Annotated in this window: 16 protein-coding genes and 6 tRNA genes; 15 read left to right on the top strand and 7 right to left on the bottom strand. The window is 59.1% G+C overall.

Annotated features, from left to right (window positions below):
* Window positions 1-21 precede the first annotated feature (21 nt).
* From ACE3O2_RS03275 to ACE3O2_RS03265, 3 genes are all read right to left on the bottom strand, one after another.
* Window positions 22-822 carry an ABC transporter permease gene (locus ACE3O2_RS03275; RefSeq protein WP_168876430.1) on the bottom strand — a complete coding sequence of 267 codons (801 nt, stop codon included), beginning with the start codon at window positions 820-822 and terminating at the stop codon, window positions 22-24.
* Complete coding sequence (locus ACE3O2_RS03270) at window positions 819-1709, bottom strand: ABC transporter permease subunit (RefSeq protein ID WP_168876429.1); 891 nt, start codon at window positions 1707-1709, stop codon at window positions 819-821. The genes ACE3O2_RS03275 and ACE3O2_RS03270 overlap by 4 nt, the downstream gene beginning before the upstream one ends.
* Window positions 1710-1796: 87 nt before the next feature.
* The gene (locus ACE3O2_RS03265) at window positions 1797-2894 is read right to left on the bottom strand and encodes an ABC transporter substrate-binding protein (protein ID WP_168876428.1); all 1098 of its coding nucleotides are present in this window, start codon (window positions 2892-2894) and stop codon (window positions 1797-1799) included.
* Between ACE3O2_RS03265 and ACE3O2_RS03260 the strand changes: the two genes are divergently transcribed.
* Window positions 2878-3150: a hypothetical protein gene (locus ACE3O2_RS03260; protein WP_374334782.1), complete on the top strand. Its 273-nt coding sequence runs from the start codon at window positions 2878-2880 to the stop codon at window positions 3148-3150. The two genes, ACE3O2_RS03265 and ACE3O2_RS03260, sit on opposite strands and share 17 nt — an antisense overlap.
* 394 nt (window positions 3151-3544) lie before the next feature.
* Here the strand turns inward: ACE3O2_RS03260 and ACE3O2_RS03255 are convergent, their stop codons facing one another.
* From ACE3O2_RS03255 to ACE3O2_RS03240, 4 genes are all read right to left on the bottom strand, one after another.
* The gene (locus tag ACE3O2_RS03255) at window positions 3545-4123 is read right to left on the bottom strand and encodes a flavin reductase family protein (protein WP_374334781.1); all 579 of its coding nucleotides are present in this window, start codon (window positions 4121-4123) and stop codon (window positions 3545-3547) included.
* Window positions 4124-4174: 51 nt separating this feature from the next.
* Complete coding sequence (locus ACE3O2_RS03250) at window positions 4175-5389, bottom strand: diguanylate cyclase domain-containing protein (protein WP_374334780.1); 1215 nt, start codon at window positions 5387-5389, stop codon at window positions 4175-4177.
* A gap of 120 nt (window positions 5390-5509) precedes the next feature.
* Window positions 5510-5586, bottom strand: a tRNA-Pro gene (locus tag ACE3O2_RS03245).
* A 43-nt stretch (window positions 5587-5629) separates the two neighbouring features.
* Window positions 5630-5705 (bottom strand) — tRNA-Phe (locus ACE3O2_RS03240).
* 327 nt (window positions 5706-6032) lie between these two features.
* On the opposite strand from ACE3O2_RS03240, the gene ACE3O2_RS03235 reads away from it, so the two are divergent.
* The 14 genes from ACE3O2_RS03235 to rpsL all read left to right on the top strand — a co-directional run bounded on the left by ACE3O2_RS03235 (window position 6033) and on the right by rpsL (window position 20106).
* A tRNA-Tyr gene (locus ACE3O2_RS03235) sits at window positions 6033-6118 on the top strand.
* 74 nt (window positions 6119-6192) lie between these two features.
* Window positions 6193-6266, top strand: a tRNA-Gly gene (locus tag ACE3O2_RS03230).
* A 15-nt stretch (window positions 6267-6281) separates the two neighbouring features.
* Window positions 6282-6356: transfer RNA gene (locus ACE3O2_RS03225), tRNA-Thr, on the top strand.
* Window positions 6357-6410: 54 nt separating this feature from the next.
* A complete protein-coding gene (gene tuf / locus ACE3O2_RS03220; RefSeq protein WP_168876414.1) occupies window positions 6411-7601 on the top strand; it encodes an elongation factor Tu in 1191 nt (396 codons plus the stop codon).
* Between the two features lie 45 nt (window positions 7602-7646).
* Window positions 7647-7722: transfer RNA gene (locus ACE3O2_RS03215), tRNA-Trp, on the top strand.
* Window positions 7693-8118 carry a preprotein translocase subunit SecE gene (secE, locus tag ACE3O2_RS03210; protein WP_374334779.1) on the top strand — a complete coding sequence of 142 codons (426 nt, stop codon included), beginning with the start codon at window positions 7693-7695 and terminating at the stop codon, window positions 8116-8118. Before ACE3O2_RS03215 ends, secE begins: the two co-directional genes overlap by 30 nt.
* Before the next feature lie 9 nt (window positions 8119-8127).
* Window positions 8128-8661: a transcription termination/antitermination protein NusG gene (nusG, locus tag ACE3O2_RS03205; protein WP_168876423.1), complete on the top strand. Its 534-nt coding sequence runs from the start codon at window positions 8128-8130 to the stop codon at window positions 8659-8661.
* A 105-nt stretch (window positions 8662-8766) separates the two neighbouring features.
* Window positions 8767-9195, top strand: coding sequence for a 50S ribosomal protein L11 (rplK, locus tag ACE3O2_RS03200; protein ID WP_168876422.1), 429 nt, complete (start codon window positions 8767-8769; stop codon window positions 9193-9195).
* A gap of 2 nt (window positions 9196-9197) precedes the next feature.
* On the top strand, window positions 9198-9896 hold the full coding sequence (gene rplA, locus ACE3O2_RS03195) for a 50S ribosomal protein L1 (protein ID WP_374334778.1): 699 nt from the start codon (window positions 9198-9200) through the stop codon (window positions 9894-9896).
* Between the two features lie 248 nt (window positions 9897-10144).
* Complete coding sequence (gene rplJ / locus ACE3O2_RS03190) at window positions 10145-10645, top strand: 50S ribosomal protein L10 (RefSeq protein WP_168876420.1); 501 nt, start codon at window positions 10145-10147, stop codon at window positions 10643-10645.
* Between the two features lie 60 nt (window positions 10646-10705).
* On the top strand, window positions 10706-11080 hold the full coding sequence (gene rplL, locus ACE3O2_RS03185) for a 50S ribosomal protein L7/L12 (RefSeq protein WP_168876419.1): 375 nt from the start codon (window positions 10706-10708) through the stop codon (window positions 11078-11080).
* Window positions 11081-11257: 177 nt separating this feature from the next.
* The gene (rpoB, locus tag ACE3O2_RS03180; RefSeq protein WP_374334777.1) at window positions 11258-15367 is read left to right on the top strand and encodes a DNA-directed RNA polymerase subunit beta; all 4110 of its coding nucleotides are present in this window, start codon (window positions 11258-11260) and stop codon (window positions 15365-15367) included.
* A gap of 48 nt (window positions 15368-15415) precedes the next feature.
* A complete protein-coding gene (rpoC, locus tag ACE3O2_RS03175; protein WP_168876417.1) occupies window positions 15416-19615 on the top strand; it encodes a DNA-directed RNA polymerase subunit beta' in 4200 nt (1399 codons plus the stop codon).
* A gap of 116 nt (window positions 19616-19731) precedes the next feature.
* A complete protein-coding gene (gene rpsL / locus ACE3O2_RS03170) occupies window positions 19732-20106 on the top strand; it encodes a 30S ribosomal protein S12 (RefSeq protein ID WP_168876942.1) in 375 nt (124 codons plus the stop codon).
* Window positions 20107-20147: the final 41 nt, after the last annotated feature.

Genomic DNA, 20147 nt, shown 5'->3' with positions numbered 1-20147 from the left:
CCACTCTCAGTGTGTGTTGGCTCAGTGGCCTTGTTCTGCCTTGCTGCGCAGGGCGCCAGCGTTGCGTGAAAACACCTGGATCAGCCCCATCGAGGCCCAGGTAATCATGAAGGCGATGATGGCCAGCGCCGACGGCTCATAGGCGCGGTTGGCGCCGATCAGCTGCAGGTAAGGGCCAAAGGCCGGGCGGCTCAGCAGGCTGGCCATGGTGAACTCCCCGATGACAACGGCAAAGGTCAGGAAGGCACCGGACAGGATGGCCGACTTGATGTTGGGGAAAATCACCCGGAACAGGATGGTGGTCCAGCCTGCACCCAGACTCTCTGCCGCTTCCGTCAGCGAGCGCACGTCAATGGCCCGTAGACCGGTGTCGATCGAGCGGTACATATAGGGCAGCGACAGGGTGACGTAACTGCACAGCAACAGGATGTCGGTGGCGCGCTCGCTGCTGGTCATCGGCAGGATGGAGCTGCTGTTGTACATGCGCAGATAGCCAAACACGATCACGATGGCCGGGATCACCAGCGGCAGCAGGGTGATGAACTCCACCACCGGACGCGCCTTGGGCAGACGCAAGGTCACCCAGTAGGCGGTGGGCACTACCAGCAGCACGCCGACCACGATGGTCAGCAAGGCCAGCAGGGTAGAGTAGCCAAAGGTGGCCTGGAACTGTGGATCGGTAAATACCGCCACATAGGCATCAAAGCTGTACTCATCGCGTCGCATCTTCAGGCTGAAGATGAAGGTCGCCAGCAGGGGCACAAAGAAATACAGGGTGCCGATGATGATGGCGATCCAGGCGCCGATACGGTTCTGTTTCATTTGCGACCCCTCTCAGAGCGCGAGCGTAGCCAGATGTAGCCGGCGTTCGACAGGCCGGTGATGATCACCATGCCCATGGCTAGCGCGTAACCCAGGTTGGGGTCATGCAGCACGTCGCCACGAATCTGTGCATACAGCTGGATGGTGATGATGTTGAGCGAACTGCCGGTCAGCGCATAAGCGGTGGCAATGGCGCCAAAGGCATTGGCGAACAGCAGCAGGGTAGAGCCCATGATGCTGGGCCACAGCACCGGCAGGCCGATGTAGCGCCAGTAATGGAAACTGGAGCCCCCCAGGCTGTCACAGGCTTCGCGCCATTCCTTGCGCAGGCCTTCGATGGCCGGGCTGATGATCAGCACCATCAGCGGAATCTGGAAGTACAGGTAGGTCAGCGTCAGCCCGGTGAAGCTGAGAATGCTGAAACCGGTACCATACAGGTCAAAATCCAGATAGTCGCGCGCCAGCACCGTCACCAGACCCATGCGTCCCAGGGTGGCGAGGAAGGCAAATGCCAGCGGCACCCCGGCAAAATTGGACGCCACGCCACTGAAGGTCATCAACGTGGGGCGAATCCAGCCTGGCAAACGGCCCTGAATGGCCGCCCAGGCCATCAGCACGCCGATGATGCCGCCAAAGAAGGCGGATGCCGCACTGATCTGGATGCTCAACCAATAAGCATTCAGGATGTTTTCCTGAAACAGGTTGCGCATGTTTTGCAGCGTAAAGTGACCCTGGGCATCCTGAAAGGCGCCGACCAGCAGCAAACTGGTGGGCAAGATCAGGAACAGCAGGGCAAACAGCAGGAAGGGCGCAACGCCCAGCCAGTTCAGCCAGCTGCGGTCTGCAACAGACGCAGCGGGACCAGCAACCCGAGAGGTATCGGCCATGATGTCAGCCTTGTGTGAGGCGGTGATACACAGACAGCACCCCCTGCCACCCGGGTGGGCGGCAGGGAGGCACTGCAAGGCAGGATGTTACTTGACGGCAGCGCCGACCACTTGATCCCACTGCTTGGTGATGGCGGCCTTGTAGGCTTCCTGCTGTTCCAGCGTCGGGAACAGCGCACCCTTGTAAGCAGCAGCCGGTGGCAGCTTGGCCAGCAGGTCAGCCGGGATCTTCTTGCGGGCAGCCAGATCGTTGAAGCGGATCGGGTGGCAGTAGCCCTTCAGCCATGCAACCTGGCCTTCATCCGAATACAGATGCTCCATCCACAGCTTGGCGGCGTTCGGGTGCGGTGCATAGGCGCTGATGGCCTGTACGTACACGCCTGCTACCACGCCGGTCTTCGGGATCACCACGGCGACCTTCGGGTTGCCCTTCAGGGTGTCGCGGTCAGCCAGGGCGTTGTAGTCCCAGCGGATGATGATCGGGGTGGTGCCTTGGGCCAGCGAGGCGGCCTTGCCGATCACCGGTACGAAGTTGCCGTTCTTGTTCAGTTGGGCAAAGAACTTCAGACCGGCATCGCCAGCCTTGCTCACGTCCCCCTTGGCTTGCGACAGGCCTGCAGCGAACACGCCCTGGATGGCCTGGTTGGCGGTACGCGGATCACCCGCCAGTGCCACGGCATTCTTGTATTCCGGCTTCAGCAGGTCGGACCAGTCTTTCGGCACGTTCTTGATGATGTCGGTGTTCACTTGGAAAGCCAGCACGCCGTAGTAGTCGCCATACCAGAAGCCGTCGGCATCCTTGGCGGAAGCCGGGATGCTGTTCCAGGTGCTGACCTTGTACGGTTGAATCAGGCCGGCAGCCTTGGCTTGCGGGCCGAAGGACAGACCCACGTCGATCACGTCCGGTGCTTGCGGACCCTTGTTGTCCTTGTTCGCCTTGATGGCTTCGATTTCATCGCCGGAGCCTGCGTCCGGGTTCAGTTCGTTCACCTTCAGGCCATACTTGGCCTTGAAGCTGCTGATCACTTCGCCATAGCCACACCAGTCGTGCGGCAGTGCGATCACGGTGAGTTCACCTTCTGCCTTGGCCGCTGCCACCAGCTTGGCAGGTGCCTCAGCCTGTGCGGCGCCGATTGCCCCGATGGCTGCTGCCAGCAGCGTGACCTTGATGCCCATCTTGCTCATGTTCCTGATCCTCTCTTTAGTTTTTCACGAAAAACAGACCCGACTGCAACTGCAACCTGTGATTCTGAGTTCGCTCCACCGGAGTGCGCCGGCAGTGCCATCAACCCGCAACCCTGAGGCTGCATTGGGTGAGTACCTGTTTCTTTTCGATCAACCTGGCATGCCATCCGCGTGTTATGCAAAAGCAGACACGCGCAGCATGATGGGCATGACGCGAAAGCGTCCATTGTTGCCAAGTTTTGCGACAGATTTGTGACAGCGATGTTGTTTTAACAAAATTTCAGGTGCGAAATCACACATTATCACGTCAGCTTATGGTGCTGCATAAGCGCTGGCGATGATGCCAAAAATCCAGAGGGCGAATTCTGTCTGCACACGACGCAAAATGGTCAAATCCAGACGCTCAAAACGGCGGCCGTGGCCGCGGTGCGACACAAACAAGTACGTCAAATGAATTTTCGGGAACGAACTTTAGCCCTTGCCGCACCCGCTGCAGGCCACTGGCCATGCGCCACGGGCATGACTGCGCGAAACGGGTACCCTCAGGCGACTGCAGCGTCAGGTCGCGTGAGGCTGTGTTCACATTACAATCAGGTTACTACATTGTGGCGGGCTGACAGAAAAAATTACAGGTGGAGGAGAGGTAGGGCTTAGCGCTGTGTCGTGTCAAACATCTCGCCGGTCTCGAAGAATAGCCCGCCAGCGATGTAATGAATGCTGCGAGGGCTCATGGCATCTTGCTGCCAGTGGCCATCCTGGAAGATGCGCGCATCGGCCTGGGCGGCGACGACCTCGGCCAGAAACAGATCGTATTTGCCTTGCACGTCAGGCTCGCGGATGACCTTGCATTCCAGCCAGCCCAGGCAATCCTCAATCAAGGGGGCGTCAATCTGGGTGGCAGGGAAGGTGCGTAGACCGGCTTGTGCAAACTTGTCACCTTGCACGTCCCGGCCACTGTGCTGTCCTGCCCAGACCACCGAGGTGGCCAGGGTGCGAGGCGGGATGCAAAGCGCAAACTCGCCGGATGCTTCGACCAGCTCTCGTGTCAGCGTGGCCTTGTCGATGACGATGGCAATCTTGGGTGGCGAGAAATCCAGCGGCATCGACCATGCGGCGGACATCACATTGCGGCGGTTGCCGCTGGCGGAGCTGACCAGCACTGTAGGGCCGTGATTCAGCAGTCGCCAGGATTTATCCAGTGGAATGGTGACGCGCGCAGCTTGATCCATGGTGTGCTTCCGCAAAAGTGCGCATTGTGGCACAACGGGCCAGGCAGGTATTCACTCACTGAAAGGGAAAGGGATCTGCGAGCCGGGTGTGGCCGCATCGACGCGATTGCGACCGCTGGATTTGGCACGGTACAAGGCAAAGTCCGTGCGCTGGTACAGTTCCGCCAGGGTTTCGCCAGGTTCGGCCAGACCATAGCCCAAGCTGAGGGTGACATGGCTCGCCGTATTGGAGTGGGCATGCGGAATGGCCAGGCGATGCTCGGCTTCATGAATGATACGTCGCGCAACCTGTTGTGCATGCTGGGCGCTGCAATCATGCAGCAGGATGGCAAATTCCTCACCCCCCAGACGTGCAGCGAGATCCGAGCCGCGCTGCAGCTGTTGTTGCAGTAGCTGGCCGATCTGATGCAAGGCACGGTCACCCGCTGGGTGACCGTACAGATCGTTGTAGGCTTTGAAGTGGTCCACATCAATCAATAGCAAAGCGACGGGCTTTTGTTCGCGCTGTGCCAGTTGCAGTGATTGCTCGGCACGCATTTCAAAGGCGCGACGATTGAGCAGGCCGGTGAGGGCATCGGTGCCTGCCAGATGATTGAGAATACCGCGTGTCAGGAATTGGGCACGGGTGGCGTGATCATGTGAGTAACGCATGCCGACCAACCCCAGAAACGCTGCAACCTGATAAACCAGCAGGTGCAGGAAGGCGGGTAGATCGGCTGACGGCAGATACAAGGGGATCAGCGTCCAGCTGCTCAGGCAGGTAATCGCCGCCAGCTTGACCGAGTTCCAGTAGCTATAGCCAATGGGAAAGAAGATGGCAATCAGCAGCAGAAAGTTGGTGTCCAGTGCTACCGGTGTTCCCAGACTGCCCAGCACCGGCAAATACAACAAGGTGGACAGCAGGGTGAACACGCTCAGAAAAGCCAGTCCGTTGATGATCCAGATCTGAGCGGAGGCCGCGCGGGTCTGGTGCTCGCCATTCCACGCGCAAACCTGCACAAATACGATGCACAGCAAGCGCAGCCCAATTAGCGTCGGGCTGATCAGAGGGAGGTAGTGCGACATCGCAAAATGGATGTCCATGCCGAGAAAGCACAGCAAGACCCCGGTCAGGATCATGCCACCAATGCGACGTGGCAGCTGATGCCGCTGTAGCAGGTAGGCAAGGTAAGCGTCTTCCAGCGGCGCATCAAAACGTAGCCAGCGGAATCCTTTGCGACGCTGCTCGGCGTAAGGATTGTTGCGGAGGTCGGAATCAGCCAGCATGCAAGCATCCATTCTCGCTGCAGCAAGAATGACAATCGGATAAAAACGGGATCATACCGCTTCGCACCAAGAGCAAAAAGTGAAAGAGTGTGAATTCGAGTATAGAACAGCTGTGAAATTTGGTCGGGGTGAGAGGATTCGAACCTCCGGCCTCTACGTCCCGAACGTAGCGCTCTACCAGGCTAAGCTACACCCCGAATTTGCCGTGATCACAGAGAAGGATCAGGTCATGATGAATTGTGGTGGCCAAGGGCGGAATCGAACCACCGACACGCGGATTTTCAATCCGCTGCTCTACCAACTGAGCTACTTGGCCGTTCTCGTCAGCGACAAGAGACGCGCATTAAATCGGATATCCGACCCCGCGTCAACCCTTTTTTGAAAAAAACATCCAAAGCGGCGTTTCAACGTACCGGCGCCAGGGTGCAGGCTAGGCTAGGGCAGGTGGTGTGGATGGAACGAAGCCAATCCACCCAGACGTGCTTGCGTCGTGCAGGCCACGTCAAACGGCCTGTCGACCCTACGCGCGCGTGATATATATGCCATTTTATGAGTCTCACTACGGGTGTGAAAAAACCTGAGAAAAATGCATGAGGGGGTGTTGACAGGGTGGGGTGGTTTCCTCATAATGCGCGTCTCTTCTGGAGAGGTGGCCGAGTGGTTAAAGGCAACAGACTGTAAATCTGTCCTCTTACGAGTACGCTGGTTCGAATCCAGCCCTCTCCACCAGAAGGATTGCAGTAGCGGTCGGCGGTGTGGTGAATTTTGGCTGCAAAGCATCAGGACCTCGACTTGGCAGTTAGGCGGGTGTAGCTCAATGGTAGAGCAGAAGCCTTCCAAGCTTACGACGAGGGTTCGATTCCCTTCACCCGCTCCAACGATTTCTGTGAGCGCCCATGTAGCTCAGGGGTAGAGCACTCCCTTGGTAAGGGAGAGGTCGCCAGTTCAATTCTGGCCATGGGCACCAACCGATGTCATGCGGTTGTCGCATTCGAATTCAGAGACTTAGAGGATTTGCGCAATGGCTAAGGAAAAATTCACGCGGACCAAGCCGCACGTCAACGTAGGCACCATTGGTCACGTTGACCACGGCAAGACCACCCTGACCGCAGCGATCACCACCATTCTGTCGAAGAAGTTCGGTGGCGAAGCCAAGGGCTACGACCAGATCGACAGCGCGCCGGAAGAAAAGGCCCGCGGTATTACCATCAACACCGCACACGTCGAGTACGAAACCGAAGGCCGCCACTACGCACACGTGGACTGCCCGGGTCACGCCGACTACGTGAAGAACATGATTACCGGTGCCGCCCAGATGGACGGCGCCATCCTGGTGTGCTCCGCAGCTGACGGCCCGATGCCGCAAACCCGCGAGCACATCCTGCTGGCCCGCCAGGTTGGCGTGCCGTACATCATCGTCTACCTGAACAAGGCAGACTTGGTGGACGACGCCGAACTGCTGGAACTGGTGGAAATGGAAGTGCGCGAGCTGCTGTCCAAGTACGATTTCCCGGGTGACGACACCCCGATCGTGACCGGCTCCGCCAAGCTGGCGCTGGAAGGTGACCAGTCCGAATACGGCGAACCGTCCATCTTCAAGCTGGCCGCTGCACTGGACAGCTACATCCCGGAGCCGGAACGCGCCATCGACGGCACCTTCCTGATGCCGGTAGAAGACGTATTCTCCATCTCCGGTCGTGGTACCGTGGTGACCGGTCGTGTTGAACGCGGCATCATCAAGGTCGGCGAAGAAGTGGAAATCGTTGGTCTGAAGGCCACCATCAAGACCACCTGCACCGGCGTGGAAATGTTCCGCAAGCTGCTGGACCAAGGTCAAGCGGGTGACAACGTTGGCGTGCTGCTGCGCGGCACCAAGCGTGAAGAAGTCGAGCGTGGCCAAGTGCTGGCCAAGCCGGGTTCGATCACCCCGCACACCAAGTTCAGCGCCGAGATCTACGTGCTGAGCAAGGATGAAGGCGGCCGTCACACCCCGTTCTTCAACGGCTACCGTCCGCAGTTCTACTTCCGTACCACCGACGTGACCGGTGCGGTTGAACTGCCGGAAGGCACCGAAATGGTGATGCCGGGCGACAACGTGTCGATCAAGGTAGCCCTGATCGCCCCGATCGCGATGGAAGACGGTCTGCGCTTCGCGATTCGCGAAGGTGGTCGCACGGTTGGCGCCGGTGTGGTTGCCAAGATCATCGAATAAGTTTGACAAAGCGTTACGGGTGCAGTACCTTACTGCACCCACTTCAGGCCAGTAGCTCAATTGGTAGAGTATCGGTCTCCAAAACCGAGGGTTGGGGGTTCGAAACCCTCCTGGCCTGCCATACACCCTAGCCTTACGGGGTGCTGACAAGAGCTTTCAAGCCATAATGACTTCGACTGACAAAGCCAAGCTGGCCGCATCCCTGCTGTTGGTTGCGGCTGGCCTTGTTGCGTTTTACACCCTGCACAGCCTCCCTGGCGTGGCGCGCGGGGCTATTGTTTTGGTGACGGTGCTTGCGGCACTGGGCCTGATGGCAACCAGCGATCTGGGTGGGCGCTTCCGTGCGTATGCTCATGATTCGTACAAGGAAGCCAAGCGCGTTCAGTGGCCGACCCGTAAGGAAACCCTGCAGATGACTGGCGTGGTGCTGGTTTTCGTGTTGCTGCTGGCGGTGTTCCTGTCAGTGGTGGACTGGGGTTTGTCCAAGATCGTTTATAGCTATTTGTTGAACAGGTAAGGGTAGAACATGGCAATGCGCTGGTATGTCGTGCACGCCTATTCCGGTTTTGAGAAGAGTGTGCAGCGCGCTCTGCAGGACAAGATTTCCCGCAGCGAGTTGCAAGACCAGTTTGGTCGCATTCTGGTGCCGGTGGAAGAAGTGGTGGAAGTCAAGGGCGGCCACAAGAGCATCACCGAGCGCAAGTTTTTCCCGGGCTATGTGCTGGTCGAAATGGAAATGAGCGACCAAACTTGGCACTTGGTGAAGAGCACGCCGAAGGTGACCGGCTTTGTGGGTGGCACGGCGACGCGCCCGGCCCCGATCAGCCAGAAGGAAGTGGACGAAATCCTGCATCAGATGCAGGAAGGCGTGGAAAAACCGAAGCCGAAGATCCTGTTTGAAGTGGGTGAGGCGGTTCGGGTGACCGAAGGCCCGTTCACCGATTTCAATGGTTCGGTGGAAGAAGTGAATTACGACAAGAGCAAGCTGCGGGTATCGGTGACCATTTTTGGTCGTGCTACTCCGGTGGAGCTGGATTTCACGCAAGTCGAGAAGATCTGATCTTCTGGACAGCGTAAAGCGATACCCCGCCTGGTGCGGGGTGTTGTTGCATCAACGGGGAGCAGGTTGATCGCCTGCGCTTGACCCACATTCAGGAGTATTAACGTGGCAAAAAAAATTGTTGGCTTGATCAAGCTGCAAGTGCCCGCTGGTAAAGCAAACCCCTCGCCGCCAATCGGTCCGGCGCTGGGTCAGCGTGGTCTGAACATCATGGAATTCTGCAAGGCCTTTAACGCCGCTACGCAGAAGCTGGAACCGGGTCTGCCGATTCCGGTGGTGATTACCGCCTACGCGGACAAGTCCTTCACGTTCATCATGAAGACGCCGCCGGCCACCACCCTGATCAAGAAGGCCATTGGCTTGCAAAAGGGCAGCTCTAAGCCGCATACCGACAAGGTGGGCAAGCTGACCCGTGCTCAGGCTGAAGAAATCGCCAAGACCAAAATGCCGGACCTGACTGCTGCCGATCTGGACGCAGCGGTTCGTTGTATCGCTGGCAGCGCCCGTTCCATGGGCGTGGAAATGGAGGGCTGATCATGGCGAAGATTTCCAAGCGCGCAAAGGCACTGCGTGCCAAGGTGGATTCCACCAAGCTGTACCCGGTTGATGAGGCACTGGCCCTGATCAAGGAAACCGCGACCGCCAAGTTCGACGAGTCGGTAGACGTTTCGGTGAACCTGGGTGTGGACGCTCGTAAGTCGGACCAAGTGGTTCGTGGCTCCGTGGTGCTGCCGCGTGGTACCGGCAAGACCGTTCGCGTCGCCGTGTTCGCACAGGGTGCCAACGCTGAAGCCGCCAAGGCCGCCGGTGCGGACGTGGTGGGTTTCGACGATCTGGCTGAACAGATCAAGGGCGGCATGCTCGATTTCGATATCGTGATCGCTACCCCGGACGCCATGCGTATCGTTGGTCAGCTGGGCCAGATCCTCGGCCCGCGCGGTCTGATGCCGAACCCGAAGGTCGGTACCGTGACCCCGGACGCCGCTACCGCCGTGAAGAACGCCAAGGCAGGTCAAGTGCAATACCGTACCGACAAGGCCGGTATCATTCACTGCACCCTGGGCCGCGCTTCCTTCGAAGCTGCTGCCCTGCGTGAAAACCTGAATGCGCTGATCGAAGCCCTGCAGAAAGCCAAGCCGGCTTCCAGCAAGGGTGTTTATCTGCGCAAGGTTGCGGTGAGCAGCACCATGGGCATCGGCGTTCGCGTCGACACCGCCAGCCTGGCCGCACAGTAATGCAGTAACACGGCCGGCCTTCGGGCTGGCCGTACTTTGGGCTGTCTCACTGCCGTATGAGTGATGCAGATCGTCAAAGACCGCAGGTGGTTCGCCGTAATTGGCATTCGCTGTTGGAATGCCTGCCTGCGCAGATGGTGATCCCGGGTAAAGGATACGAATTCATGCAGTACGAATCATTCCTGAGCCAAGGTCGCCGAGGTGAAGTCGGTTTCTGACCGACTTCGGGTTTGATAGGAGGATAGACCTTGAGTCTCAATCTCGAAGATAAAAAGGCCGTTGTGGCTGAAGTTGCGGCAGAAGTTGCCAAGGCTCAGACCATTGTTCTGGCTGAATATCGTGGTGTCAAGGTCAGTCAGCTGACGCAATTGCGTGCCAATGCCCGTCAGTCCGGTGTTTACCTGCGCGTGTTGAAAAACACCCTGGTGCGCCGTGCTGTGGAAGGTACGCCTTTTGCCGGCCTCGCTGAGCAAATGTCCGGCCCGCTGATCTACGGTTTTTCCGAAGATCCGGTGGCTGCCGCCAAAGTGCTGAACGAGTTTGCCAAGGCAAACGACAAGCTGGTTCTGACCGCTGGTAGCTTCGCAGGCAAGGTACTGGACAAGGCAGGCGTGCAAGCGCTGGCTTCCATTCCGAGCCGTGATGAGCTGCTGGCTCGCTTGCTGGGTGTCATGCAGGCACCGGTGTCGGGCTTTGCTCGCGCCATGGCTGCACTGGCTGCTCAAAAGGGCGAAACCGAAGCCGCTTGATTCATCCGTGTGGGTGAATCCGACTAGATACGATTTAAAGATTGCAGGAGTGATTTGAAAATGGCAATTAGCAAAGAAGACATCCTCGAAGCCGTTGGCGCGATGACCGTGATGGACCTGAACGACCTGGTGAAGGCGTTCGAAGAGAAGTTCGGCGTGTCCGCTGCCGCTATGGCTGTGGCTGCTCCGGCTGCTGGTGGCGCTGCTGCCGCTGCTGAAGAGAAGACCGAGTTCGACGTGATCCTGGCCGCTGCTGGCGACAACAAGGTTAACGTCATCAAGGTTGTTCGCGCGCTGACCGGCCTGGGCCTGAAGGAAGCCAAGGACCTGGTGGACGGTGCTCCGAAGACCGTGAAGGAAGGCGCAAGCAAGGCCGACGCAGAAGCCATGAAGAAGCAACTGGAAGAAGCCGGCGCCAAGGCAGAAATCAAGTAATTGTCTTGATTGCGGCAAACCAGGCTGGCGGGAGACCGCCGGCCTTGTTTGCTTTGTGCCGGTTCGGGCCGCAAGACCTGAATCGGCCTTTCACAGAGTGCAAACAACAGCCGATTTGTTGGCCGTGCAAGTGAGCTGTTCTTTGCTTTCTGCGGCATTTACCTCCATGGAGTCTCTATGAGTTACTCTTTTACAGAGAAGAAACGCATCCGCAAGAGTTTCGCCAAGCGTGAGAGTGTGCTTGACGTTCCGTTCTTGCTGGCAACCCAGATTGAATCTTACGCAGCATTCCTGCAGGCGGATTGTGCGCCGGAATCCCGCGAAAGCCAAGGGTTGCAGGCTGCGTTCAACTCCATCTTCCCGATCTCCAGCCACTCGGGCAATGCCCGTCTGGAGTTTGTCAGCTACATGCTGGGTACCCCTCCGTTTGACATGACCGAGTGTCAGCAGCGCGGCATTACCTTTGCTGCCCCGCTGCGTGCACGCGTGCGCCTGACCATCATGGACCGGGATGCCAGCAAGCCGACCATCAAGGAAGTGAAAGAGCAGGAAGTGTACATGGGCGAAATTCCGCTCATGACCAAAGCCGGTTCCTTCATCATCAACGGTACCGAGCGGGTGATTGTGTCCCAGCTGCACCGTTCGCCGGGCGTATTCTTTGAGCACGACAAAGGCAAGACCCACAGCTCCGGCAAGCTGCTGTTCTCCGCACGTATCATCCCCTACCGTGGCTCGTGGCTGGACTTCGAGTTCGATGCCAAAGACCTGCTGTACTTCCGGATTGACCGCCGTCGCAAGATGCCGGTGACCATCCTGCTGCGCGCGCTGGGCTACAGCAACGAAGACATCCTGGCGGAGTTCTTCTCCTTCGACACCATCCATCTGGGTCGTGAAGAAGTGCGTCTGGAACTGGTGCCGGAACGCCTGAAGGGCGAAGTGGCCAAGTTCGACATCAAGGATGCTTCGGGCAAGGTCATCGTTGCCAAGGACAAGCGCATCACCGCCAAGCACATCAAGGATATCGCTGCGGCGGGTCTGACCAGCCTGAGCGTGCCGGATGAAATGGCCGTGGGCCGTGTGCTGGCCAAGAATGTGATTGATCCGGCCACCGGTGAGATCCTGGCCGTGGCCAACGAAGAGATTACCGAGTCGCTGCTGAACAAGATGCAGATCGCCGGTATCGCCCGTCTGGAAGTGATTTACACCAACGACCTCGACTTTGGTGCCTTCATTTCGCAGACCATGCGTCTGGATGAAACCGCGGACCGCAATGCCGCGCGCATCTCCATCTACCGCATGATGCGTCCGGGCGAGCCGCCGACCGAAGATGCGGTCGAAATGCTGTTCCAGCGCCTGTTCTTCGCCGACGAAACCTACGACCTGTCCAAGGTGGGTCGCATGAAGTTCAACCGTCGTATCGGCCGCGAGGAAATCCTCGGCACCGGTACGCTGTCGAACGAAGACATCGTCGCCGTGATCAAGATTCTGGTTGAGCTGCGCAATGGCCGTGGTGAAGTCGACGATATCGACCACCTGGGTAACCGTCGCGTGCGCTCGGTGGGCGAGCTGGCCGAGAACCAGTTCCGCGCCGGTCTGGTGCGCGTTGAGCGTGCCGTGAAGGAGCGTCTGTCGCAGGCCGAATCTGAAAACCTGATGCCGCATGACCTGATCAACGCCAAGCCGGTCAGTGCCGCCATCAAGGAATTCTTTGGTTCCAGCCAGCTGTCGCAGTTCATGGACCAGACCAACCCGCTGTCGGAAATCACCCACAAGCGCCGTGTGTCCGCACTGGGCCCGGGCGGTTTGACCCGCGAACGCGCTGGCTTTGAAGTGCGTGACGTGCACCCGACCCACTATGGCCGTGTGTGCCCAATTGAAACACCGGAAGGCCCGAACATCGGTCTGATCAACTCGCTGGCCATCTATGCGCGTACCAACGAGTACGGCTTCCTGGAAACCGCCTACCGCAAGGTGGTGGATGGCAAGGTGACCGACCAGATCGAATACCTGTCCGCCATTGAAGAAGGCCGCTATGTGATCGCCCAGGCCAACTCGGCACTGGACGAAGAAGGTCGCCTGGCCGATGAGCTGATCACCTGCCGTGAAAAGGGTGAAACCATCCTGGAAACGTCGGACCGTGTGCAGTACATGGACGTGGCACCGAGCCAGATTGTGTCGGTGGCTGCTTCGCTGATCCCGTTCCTGGAGCACGATGATGCCAACCGTGCCTTGATGGGTGCCAACATGCAGCGTCAGGCTGTGCCTTGCCTGCGTCCTGAAAAGTCGCTGGTGGGTACCGGTATTGAGCGCACCGTGGCGGTGGATGCCGGTACGGCAGTGAAGGCAGACCGTGGCGGTGTGGTGGATTATGTCGACGCGGGCCGTATCGTGATCCGCGTGAACGACGATGAAACCAGCGCCGGTGAAGTGGGTGTCGACATCTACAATCTGGTGAAGTACACCCGTTCCAACCAGAACACCAACATCAACCAGCGCCCGATCGTGAAGGTGGGCGACAAGGTTGGCCGCAACGACGTGATCGCCGATGGCGCCTCGACCGACTTGGGCGAGCTGGCACTGGGCCAAAACCTGCTGGTGGCCTTCATGCCGTGGAACGGCTACAACTTCGAAGATTCGATCCTGATCTCCGAGCGCGTGGTGGCCGATGACCGCTACACCACCATCCACATCGAAGAACTGTCGGTGGTGGCGCGCGATACCAAGCTGGGGCCGGAAGAAATCACCCGCGACATCTCCAACCTGTCCGAGCGCATGCTGGGCCGTCTGGATGAGAGCGGTATCGTGCACATCGGCGCCGAAGTGGAAGCCGGTGATGTGCTGGTGGGCAAGGTGACGCCGAAGGGCGAAACCCAGCTGACCCCGGAAGAGAAGCTGCTGCGGGCCATCTTCGGTGAGAAGGCGTCTGATGTGAAGGACACCTCGCTGCGCGTGCCGACCGGCATGAGCGGTACCGTGATCGGCGTGTCGGTGTTTACCCGCGAAGGCATTCCGCGTGACGCACGTGCCCAGTCCATCATTGACGATGAACTGAAGCGCTTCAAGATCGACCTCGCTGACCAGCTGCGTATTCTGGAAGGCGATGCGTTTGCCCGTATCAAGAAGATGCTGATCGGCAAGGTGGCCAACGGCGGTCCGAAGAAGCTGGCCAAGGGCACCGCGCTGAGCGCCGAGTACCTGGAAGGCATGGCTTCGCACGACTGGTTCGACATCCGTCTGGCCGATGAAGATGCAGCCCGTCAGCTGGAGCAGCAGAAGGACATCCTGGCGCAGAAGCGTTTGGACTTCGATCAGCTGTTCGAAGAGAAGAAGCGCAAGCTGACGCAAGGTGACGAGCTGTCGCCGGGCGTGCAGAAGATGGTCAAGGTGTATCTGGCGGTGAAACGTCGCCTGCAGCCGGGTGACAAGATGGCCGGTCGTCACGGTAACAAGGGTGTGGTATCGCGCATCGTGCCGGTGGAAGACATGCCGCACATGGCCGATGGTACGCCGATGGACATCGTGCTGAACCCGCTGGGCGTGCCGTCCCGGATGAACGTGGGTCAGATTCTGGAAACCCACCTCGGTTGGGCTGCCAAGGGTCTGGGCCGCCGCATCGACGAAATGCTGCGTCAGGAGCGCAATGTCAGCGAAGTGCGTGGCTTCCTCGACAATATGTACAACAGCAGCGGCAAGCAGGAAGACATCCAGGGCCTGACCGATCAGGAAGTGCTGGAACTGGCGCATAACCTGCGTGGCGGTGTGCCGTTTGCCACCCCGGTGTTCGACGGTGCCAAGGAGTCCGAAATCAAGGCGATGCTGGACCTGGCCTTCCCGGACAGCGACCCGCGTACCGCCGTACTGGGCTTCACTCCGACCAAGACCCAGCTGCGCCTGTATGACGGCCGCACCGGCGAGCAGTTTGAGCGCCCGGTGACCGTGGGTTACATGCACGTGCTGAAGCTGCACCACTTGGTGGATGACAAGATGCACGCCCGTTCTACCGGTCCGTACTCGCTGGTGACGCAACAGCCGCTGGGTGGTAAGGCCCAGTTCGGTGGTCAGCGCTTCGGTGAGATGGAAGTGTGGGCGCTGGAAGCTTACGGTGCGGCGTACACGCTGCAGGAAATGTTGACGGTGAAGTCGGACGATATTACCGGTCGGACCAAGGTCTACGAAAATATCGTCAAGGGCGATCACAAGATCGATGCAGGCATGCCGGAATCCTTCAATGTGCTGGTGAAGGAAATCCGCTCGCTGGGTATCGACATGGATCTGGAACGCCAATAACACCGAACGCCAGTGGAGGGCTGCGGCCCTCTGCGACTTGGAGGATATATGAAAGGTTTGCTCGATCTCTTCAAACAGGTCACGCAGGACGACGAATTTGACGCGATCAAGATCGGTCTGGCGTCGCCGGAGAAGATCCGCTCCTGGTCGTTCGGTGAAGTGAAGAAGCCGGAGACCATCAACTACCGTACGTTCAAGCCGGAACGCGACGGCCTGTTTTGCGCCCGTATCTTTGGCCCGACCAAAGATTACGAATGCTTGTGCGGCAAGTACAAGCGCCTGAAGCATCGCGGTGTGATCTGCGAGAAGTGCGGCGTGGAAGTGACGCTGGCCAAGGTGCGTCGTGACCGCATGGGTCACATCGAACTGGCTTCGCCGACCGCCCACATCTGGTTCCTGAAGTCGCTGCCGTCGCGTCTGGGCATGGTGCTGGACATGACGCTGCGCGACATCGAGCGCGTGCTGTACTTCGAAGCCTATGTGGTGATCGATCCCGGTCTGACCCCGCTGAACAAGGCGCAGTTGCTGACCGAAGAAGACTACCTCGACAAGGTAGAAGAGTACGGTGACGAATTCCGTGCCGAAATGGGCGCGGAAGGGATCGGTGCCCTGCTGCGTGCCATCGACCTCACCTCCGAGGTGGAGCGTCTGCATCGCGAGCTGGATGCCACCGGTTCGGAAACCAAGATCAAGAAGATCGCCAAGCGCCTGAAGGTGCTGGAGGCCTTCCAGCGTTCCGGAATCAAGCCGGAATGGATGGTGATGGAAGTGCTGCCGGTGCTGCCGCCGGACCTGCGCCCGCTGGTGGCGCTGGATGGTGGCCGCTTTGCAACCTCCGACCTGAATGACCTGTACCGCCGCGTGATCAACCGGAACAACCGTCTGAAGCGCCTGCTGGAGCTGAAGGCACCGGAAATCATCGTGCGCAACGAAAAGCGCATGCTGCAGGAAGCGGTGGATTCGCTGCTGGATAACGGTCGTCGTGGCAAGGCCATGACCGGTGCCAACAAGCGTCCGTTGAAGTCGCTGGCCGACATGATCAAGGGTAAGGGCGGTCGTTTCCGTCAGAACCTGCTGGGCAAGCGCGTGGACTACTCCGGCCGTTCGGTGATCGTGGTGGGCCCGCAGCTGCGTCTGCACCAGTGCGGCCTGCCGAAAAAGATGGCACTGGAACTGTTCAAGCCCTTCATCTTCCACAAGCTGGAAGCTATGGGCATTGCCACCACCATCAAGGCGGCCAAGCGTGAAGTCGAGCAGGAAACCCCGGTGGTGTGGGACATCCTGGAAGATGTGATCCGCGAGCACCCGATTCTGCTGAACCGTGCGCCGACGCTGCACCGTCTGGGCATCCAGGCATTCGAGCCGGTGCTGATCGAAGGCAAGGCCATCCAGCTGCACCCGCTGGTCTGCTCCGCGTTCAACGCCGACTTTGACGGTGACCAGATGGCCGTTCATGTGCCGCTGTCGCTGGAAGCGCAGATGGAAGCCCGCACCCTGATGCTGGCCTCCAACAATGTGCTGTCGCCGAGTAACGGTGATCCGATCATCGTGCCGTCGCAGGATATCGTGCTGGGCCTGTACTACATCACCCGTGACAAGATCAACGGGCGTGGTGAGGGCATGGCCTTTGTCGATGTGGCCGAAGCCCTGCGCGCTTACGAAAACAAGGTGATCGAGCTCAACACCCGTATCAGCGTGCGTATCCGTGAATGGGAGCGTAACGAAGAGGGTGAGCTGGTCAACAAGCTGACCCGCTATGAGACTACGGTGGGTCGTGCCATCCTGTCGGAGATTCTGCCGAAGGGCATGCCGTTCAGCTTTGTCAACAAGGCGCTGAAGAAGAAGGAAGTCTCCAAGCTGATCAACGCCTCGTTCCGTCGTTGCGGCTTGCGTGACACCGTGATCTTCGCCGACCAGTTGATGTACACCGGTTTCACCTACGCTACGCGCGCCGGCATCTCGATCTGTATCGACGACATGCTGATCCCGGCGGAAAAGCTGGCCCTGCTGGCCGAAGCCGAGAAGGAAGTCAACGAGATCCAGGCACAGTACACCTCCGGTCTGGTGACCCAGGGTGAGCGCTACAACAAGGTGGTGGATATCTGGGGCCGTGCCGGTGACCGTGTGGCCACCGCCATGATGAACGCGCTGAAGACCGAGAAAGTGGTCGACCGTGAAGGCAAGACGGTGGATCAGGAGTCCTTCAACGCCATTTACATGATGGCCGACTCCGGTGCCCGGGGTTCTGCAGCGCAGATTCGTCAGCTGGCCGGTATGCGGGGCCTGATGGCCAAGCCGGATGGCTCGATTATTGAAACGCCGATCACGTCGAACTTCCGTGAAGGCCTGAACGTGTTGCAGTACTTCATCTCGACGCACGGTGCCCGTAAGGGTCTGGCCGATACCGCGTTGAAGACCGCCAACTCCGGTTACCTGACCCGTCGTCTGGTCGACGTGACCCAGGATCTGGTGGTGGTGGAGCAGGATTGCGGCACCAAGAACGGCGTGGCCATGAAGGCCGTGGTGCAGGGCGGTGACGTGCTGGAAGCCCTGCGTGAGCGGATTCTGGGCCGTGTGGCAGCAGTGGACGTGGTAAACCCGGAAAGCGGCGAAACCGTCTACGAAGCCGGTACCCTGCTGGGCGAAGATGAAGTCGAACGCATCGAAGCGCTGGGCATCGACGAAGTGAAGGTGCGTACTGCGCTGACCTGCGACACCCGCTACGGCCTGTGTGCCAAGTGCTATGGCCGCGATCTGGGCCGTGGTCACATGGTGAACGTGGGTGAGGCGGTGGGTGTGGTGGCCGCACAGTCGATCGGTGAGCCGGGTACCCAGCTGACCATGCGTACCTTCCACATCGGTGGTGCGGCGTCGCGTGCAGCAGTGGCCAGCCAGGTGGAAACCAAGTCCAACGGTATTGCCCGCTTCTCCGGCGCAATGCGTTATGTGACCACTGTGAAGAATGAACTGATTGCCATCTCCCGCTCCGGCGAAGTGGTGATTCAGGAAGAAAATGGCCGTGAGCGCGAACGTCACAAGGTGCCATATGGCGCCATGCTGCAAGTGACCGATGGTGCACCGGTGAAGGCAGGTCAAGTGCTGGCCACCTGGGACCCGCATACCCGCCCGATCATTACCGAATACGCCGGTCAGGTGAAGTTCGAGAACGTCGAAGAGGGTGTGACCGTTGCCAAGCAGATCGACGATGTGACCGGTCTGTCCACGCTGGTGGTGATTGATCCGAAGCGTCGTGCCGGTTCTACCAAGGGCGTGCGCCCGCAGGTGAAGCTGCTGGACGCCAACGGCAACGAAGTGAAGCTGAGCGGCACCGACACCTCGGTGAACATCACCTTCCAGGTGGGCTGCATTATCTCGGTGAAGGATGGTCAGGATGTGAACGTGGGTGACGTGCTGGCACGTATCCCGCAAGAAAGCTCCAAGACCCGCGACATTACCGGGGGTCTGCCGCGCGTGGCCGAGCTGTTCGAAGCCCGTTCGCCGAAGGACGCCGGCATGCTGGCGGAAATCACCGGTACCGTGTCGTTCGGTAAGGACACCAAGGGCAAGCAACGCCTGGTGCTGACCGATCTGGATGGCGTGGCACACGAATACCTGATTCCGAAGGACAAGCACGTGCTGGTCCACGATGGTCAGGTGGTGAACAAGGGCGAAGTGATCGTCGACGGTCCGGTGGATCCGCACGACATCCTGCGTCTGCAAGGTATCGAAGCCCTGTCGCGCTACATCACCGAAGAAGTGCAAGAGGTGTATCGCTTGCAGGGTGTGAAGATCAACGACAAGCACATTGAAGTGATCGTGCGTCAGATGCTGCGTCGCGTGGTGATCTCCAGCGCCGGCGACACCGCCTTCCTGCAAGGCGAGCAAGTCGAGCGTGCTGAAGTGCTGACCGAAAACGAACGCATGGTGGCAGAAGGCAAGCAGCCGGCCGAATTTGACAATGTGTTGCTGGGTATTACCAAGGCATCGCTGTCGACCGACTCCTTCATTTCGGCTGCATCGTTCCAGGAAACCACGCGCGTGCTGACCGAAGCCGCCATCATGGGCAAGAAGGACGACCTGCGTGGTTTGAAGGAAAACGTGATCGTGGGTCGCCTGATTCCGGCCGGTACCGGCCTGGCGTACCACACGGCACGCCGCCGCAAGGAAAGCGGCGAGCTGCTGGCGGAAGAGCAGTTTGTGCCAGCAGAAGGTGAGGGCGTGGACGGGCAAGCTGAACAGCTGGTCTGAAATTTGCCGGAGAATCAGCGGCTTGCTTGACAAGCCGCTATTCCAGAGCGTAGAATCCGCGGTCTTTACGGTGGGCGGCGTTCGTGCGTCGCCTGTTCATTTGTCAGGAAGAAACAATGCCAACTATTAACCAACTGGTGCGTAAACCGCGCCAAAGTGCTCCGGCAAAAAGCAAGGTGCCGGCACTGAATTCCTGCCCGCAAAAGCGTGGCGTGTGCACCCGCGTGTACACCACCACTCCGAAAAAGCCGAACTCCGCACTGCGTAAGGTTTGCAAGGTGCGTCTGGTCAACGGCTTCGAAGTGATTTCCTACATCGGTGGTGAAGGCCACAACCTGCAGGAACACTCGGTGGTGCTGATCCGAGGTGGTCGTGTGAAGGATTTGCCGGGTGTGCGTTATCACACCGTGCGCGGTAGCCTGGACACCGCAGGTGTTAAGGACCGTAAGCAGGCTCGTTCCAAGTACGGTGCAAAGCGCCCGAAGGCCTGATTGGATTTTTTCGCGGCGGCCCGTCCGTCGAGTAAGTGATC

Source organism: Leeia sp. (assembly GCF_041909055.1).
Taxonomy (GTDB): Bacteria; Pseudomonadota; Gammaproteobacteria; order Burkholderiales; family Leeiaceae; genus Leeia; species Leeia aquatica.
The sequence above is the reverse complement of the archived record's forward strand: the minus strand, read 5'-3'. Positions and strand labels throughout refer to the sequence as shown.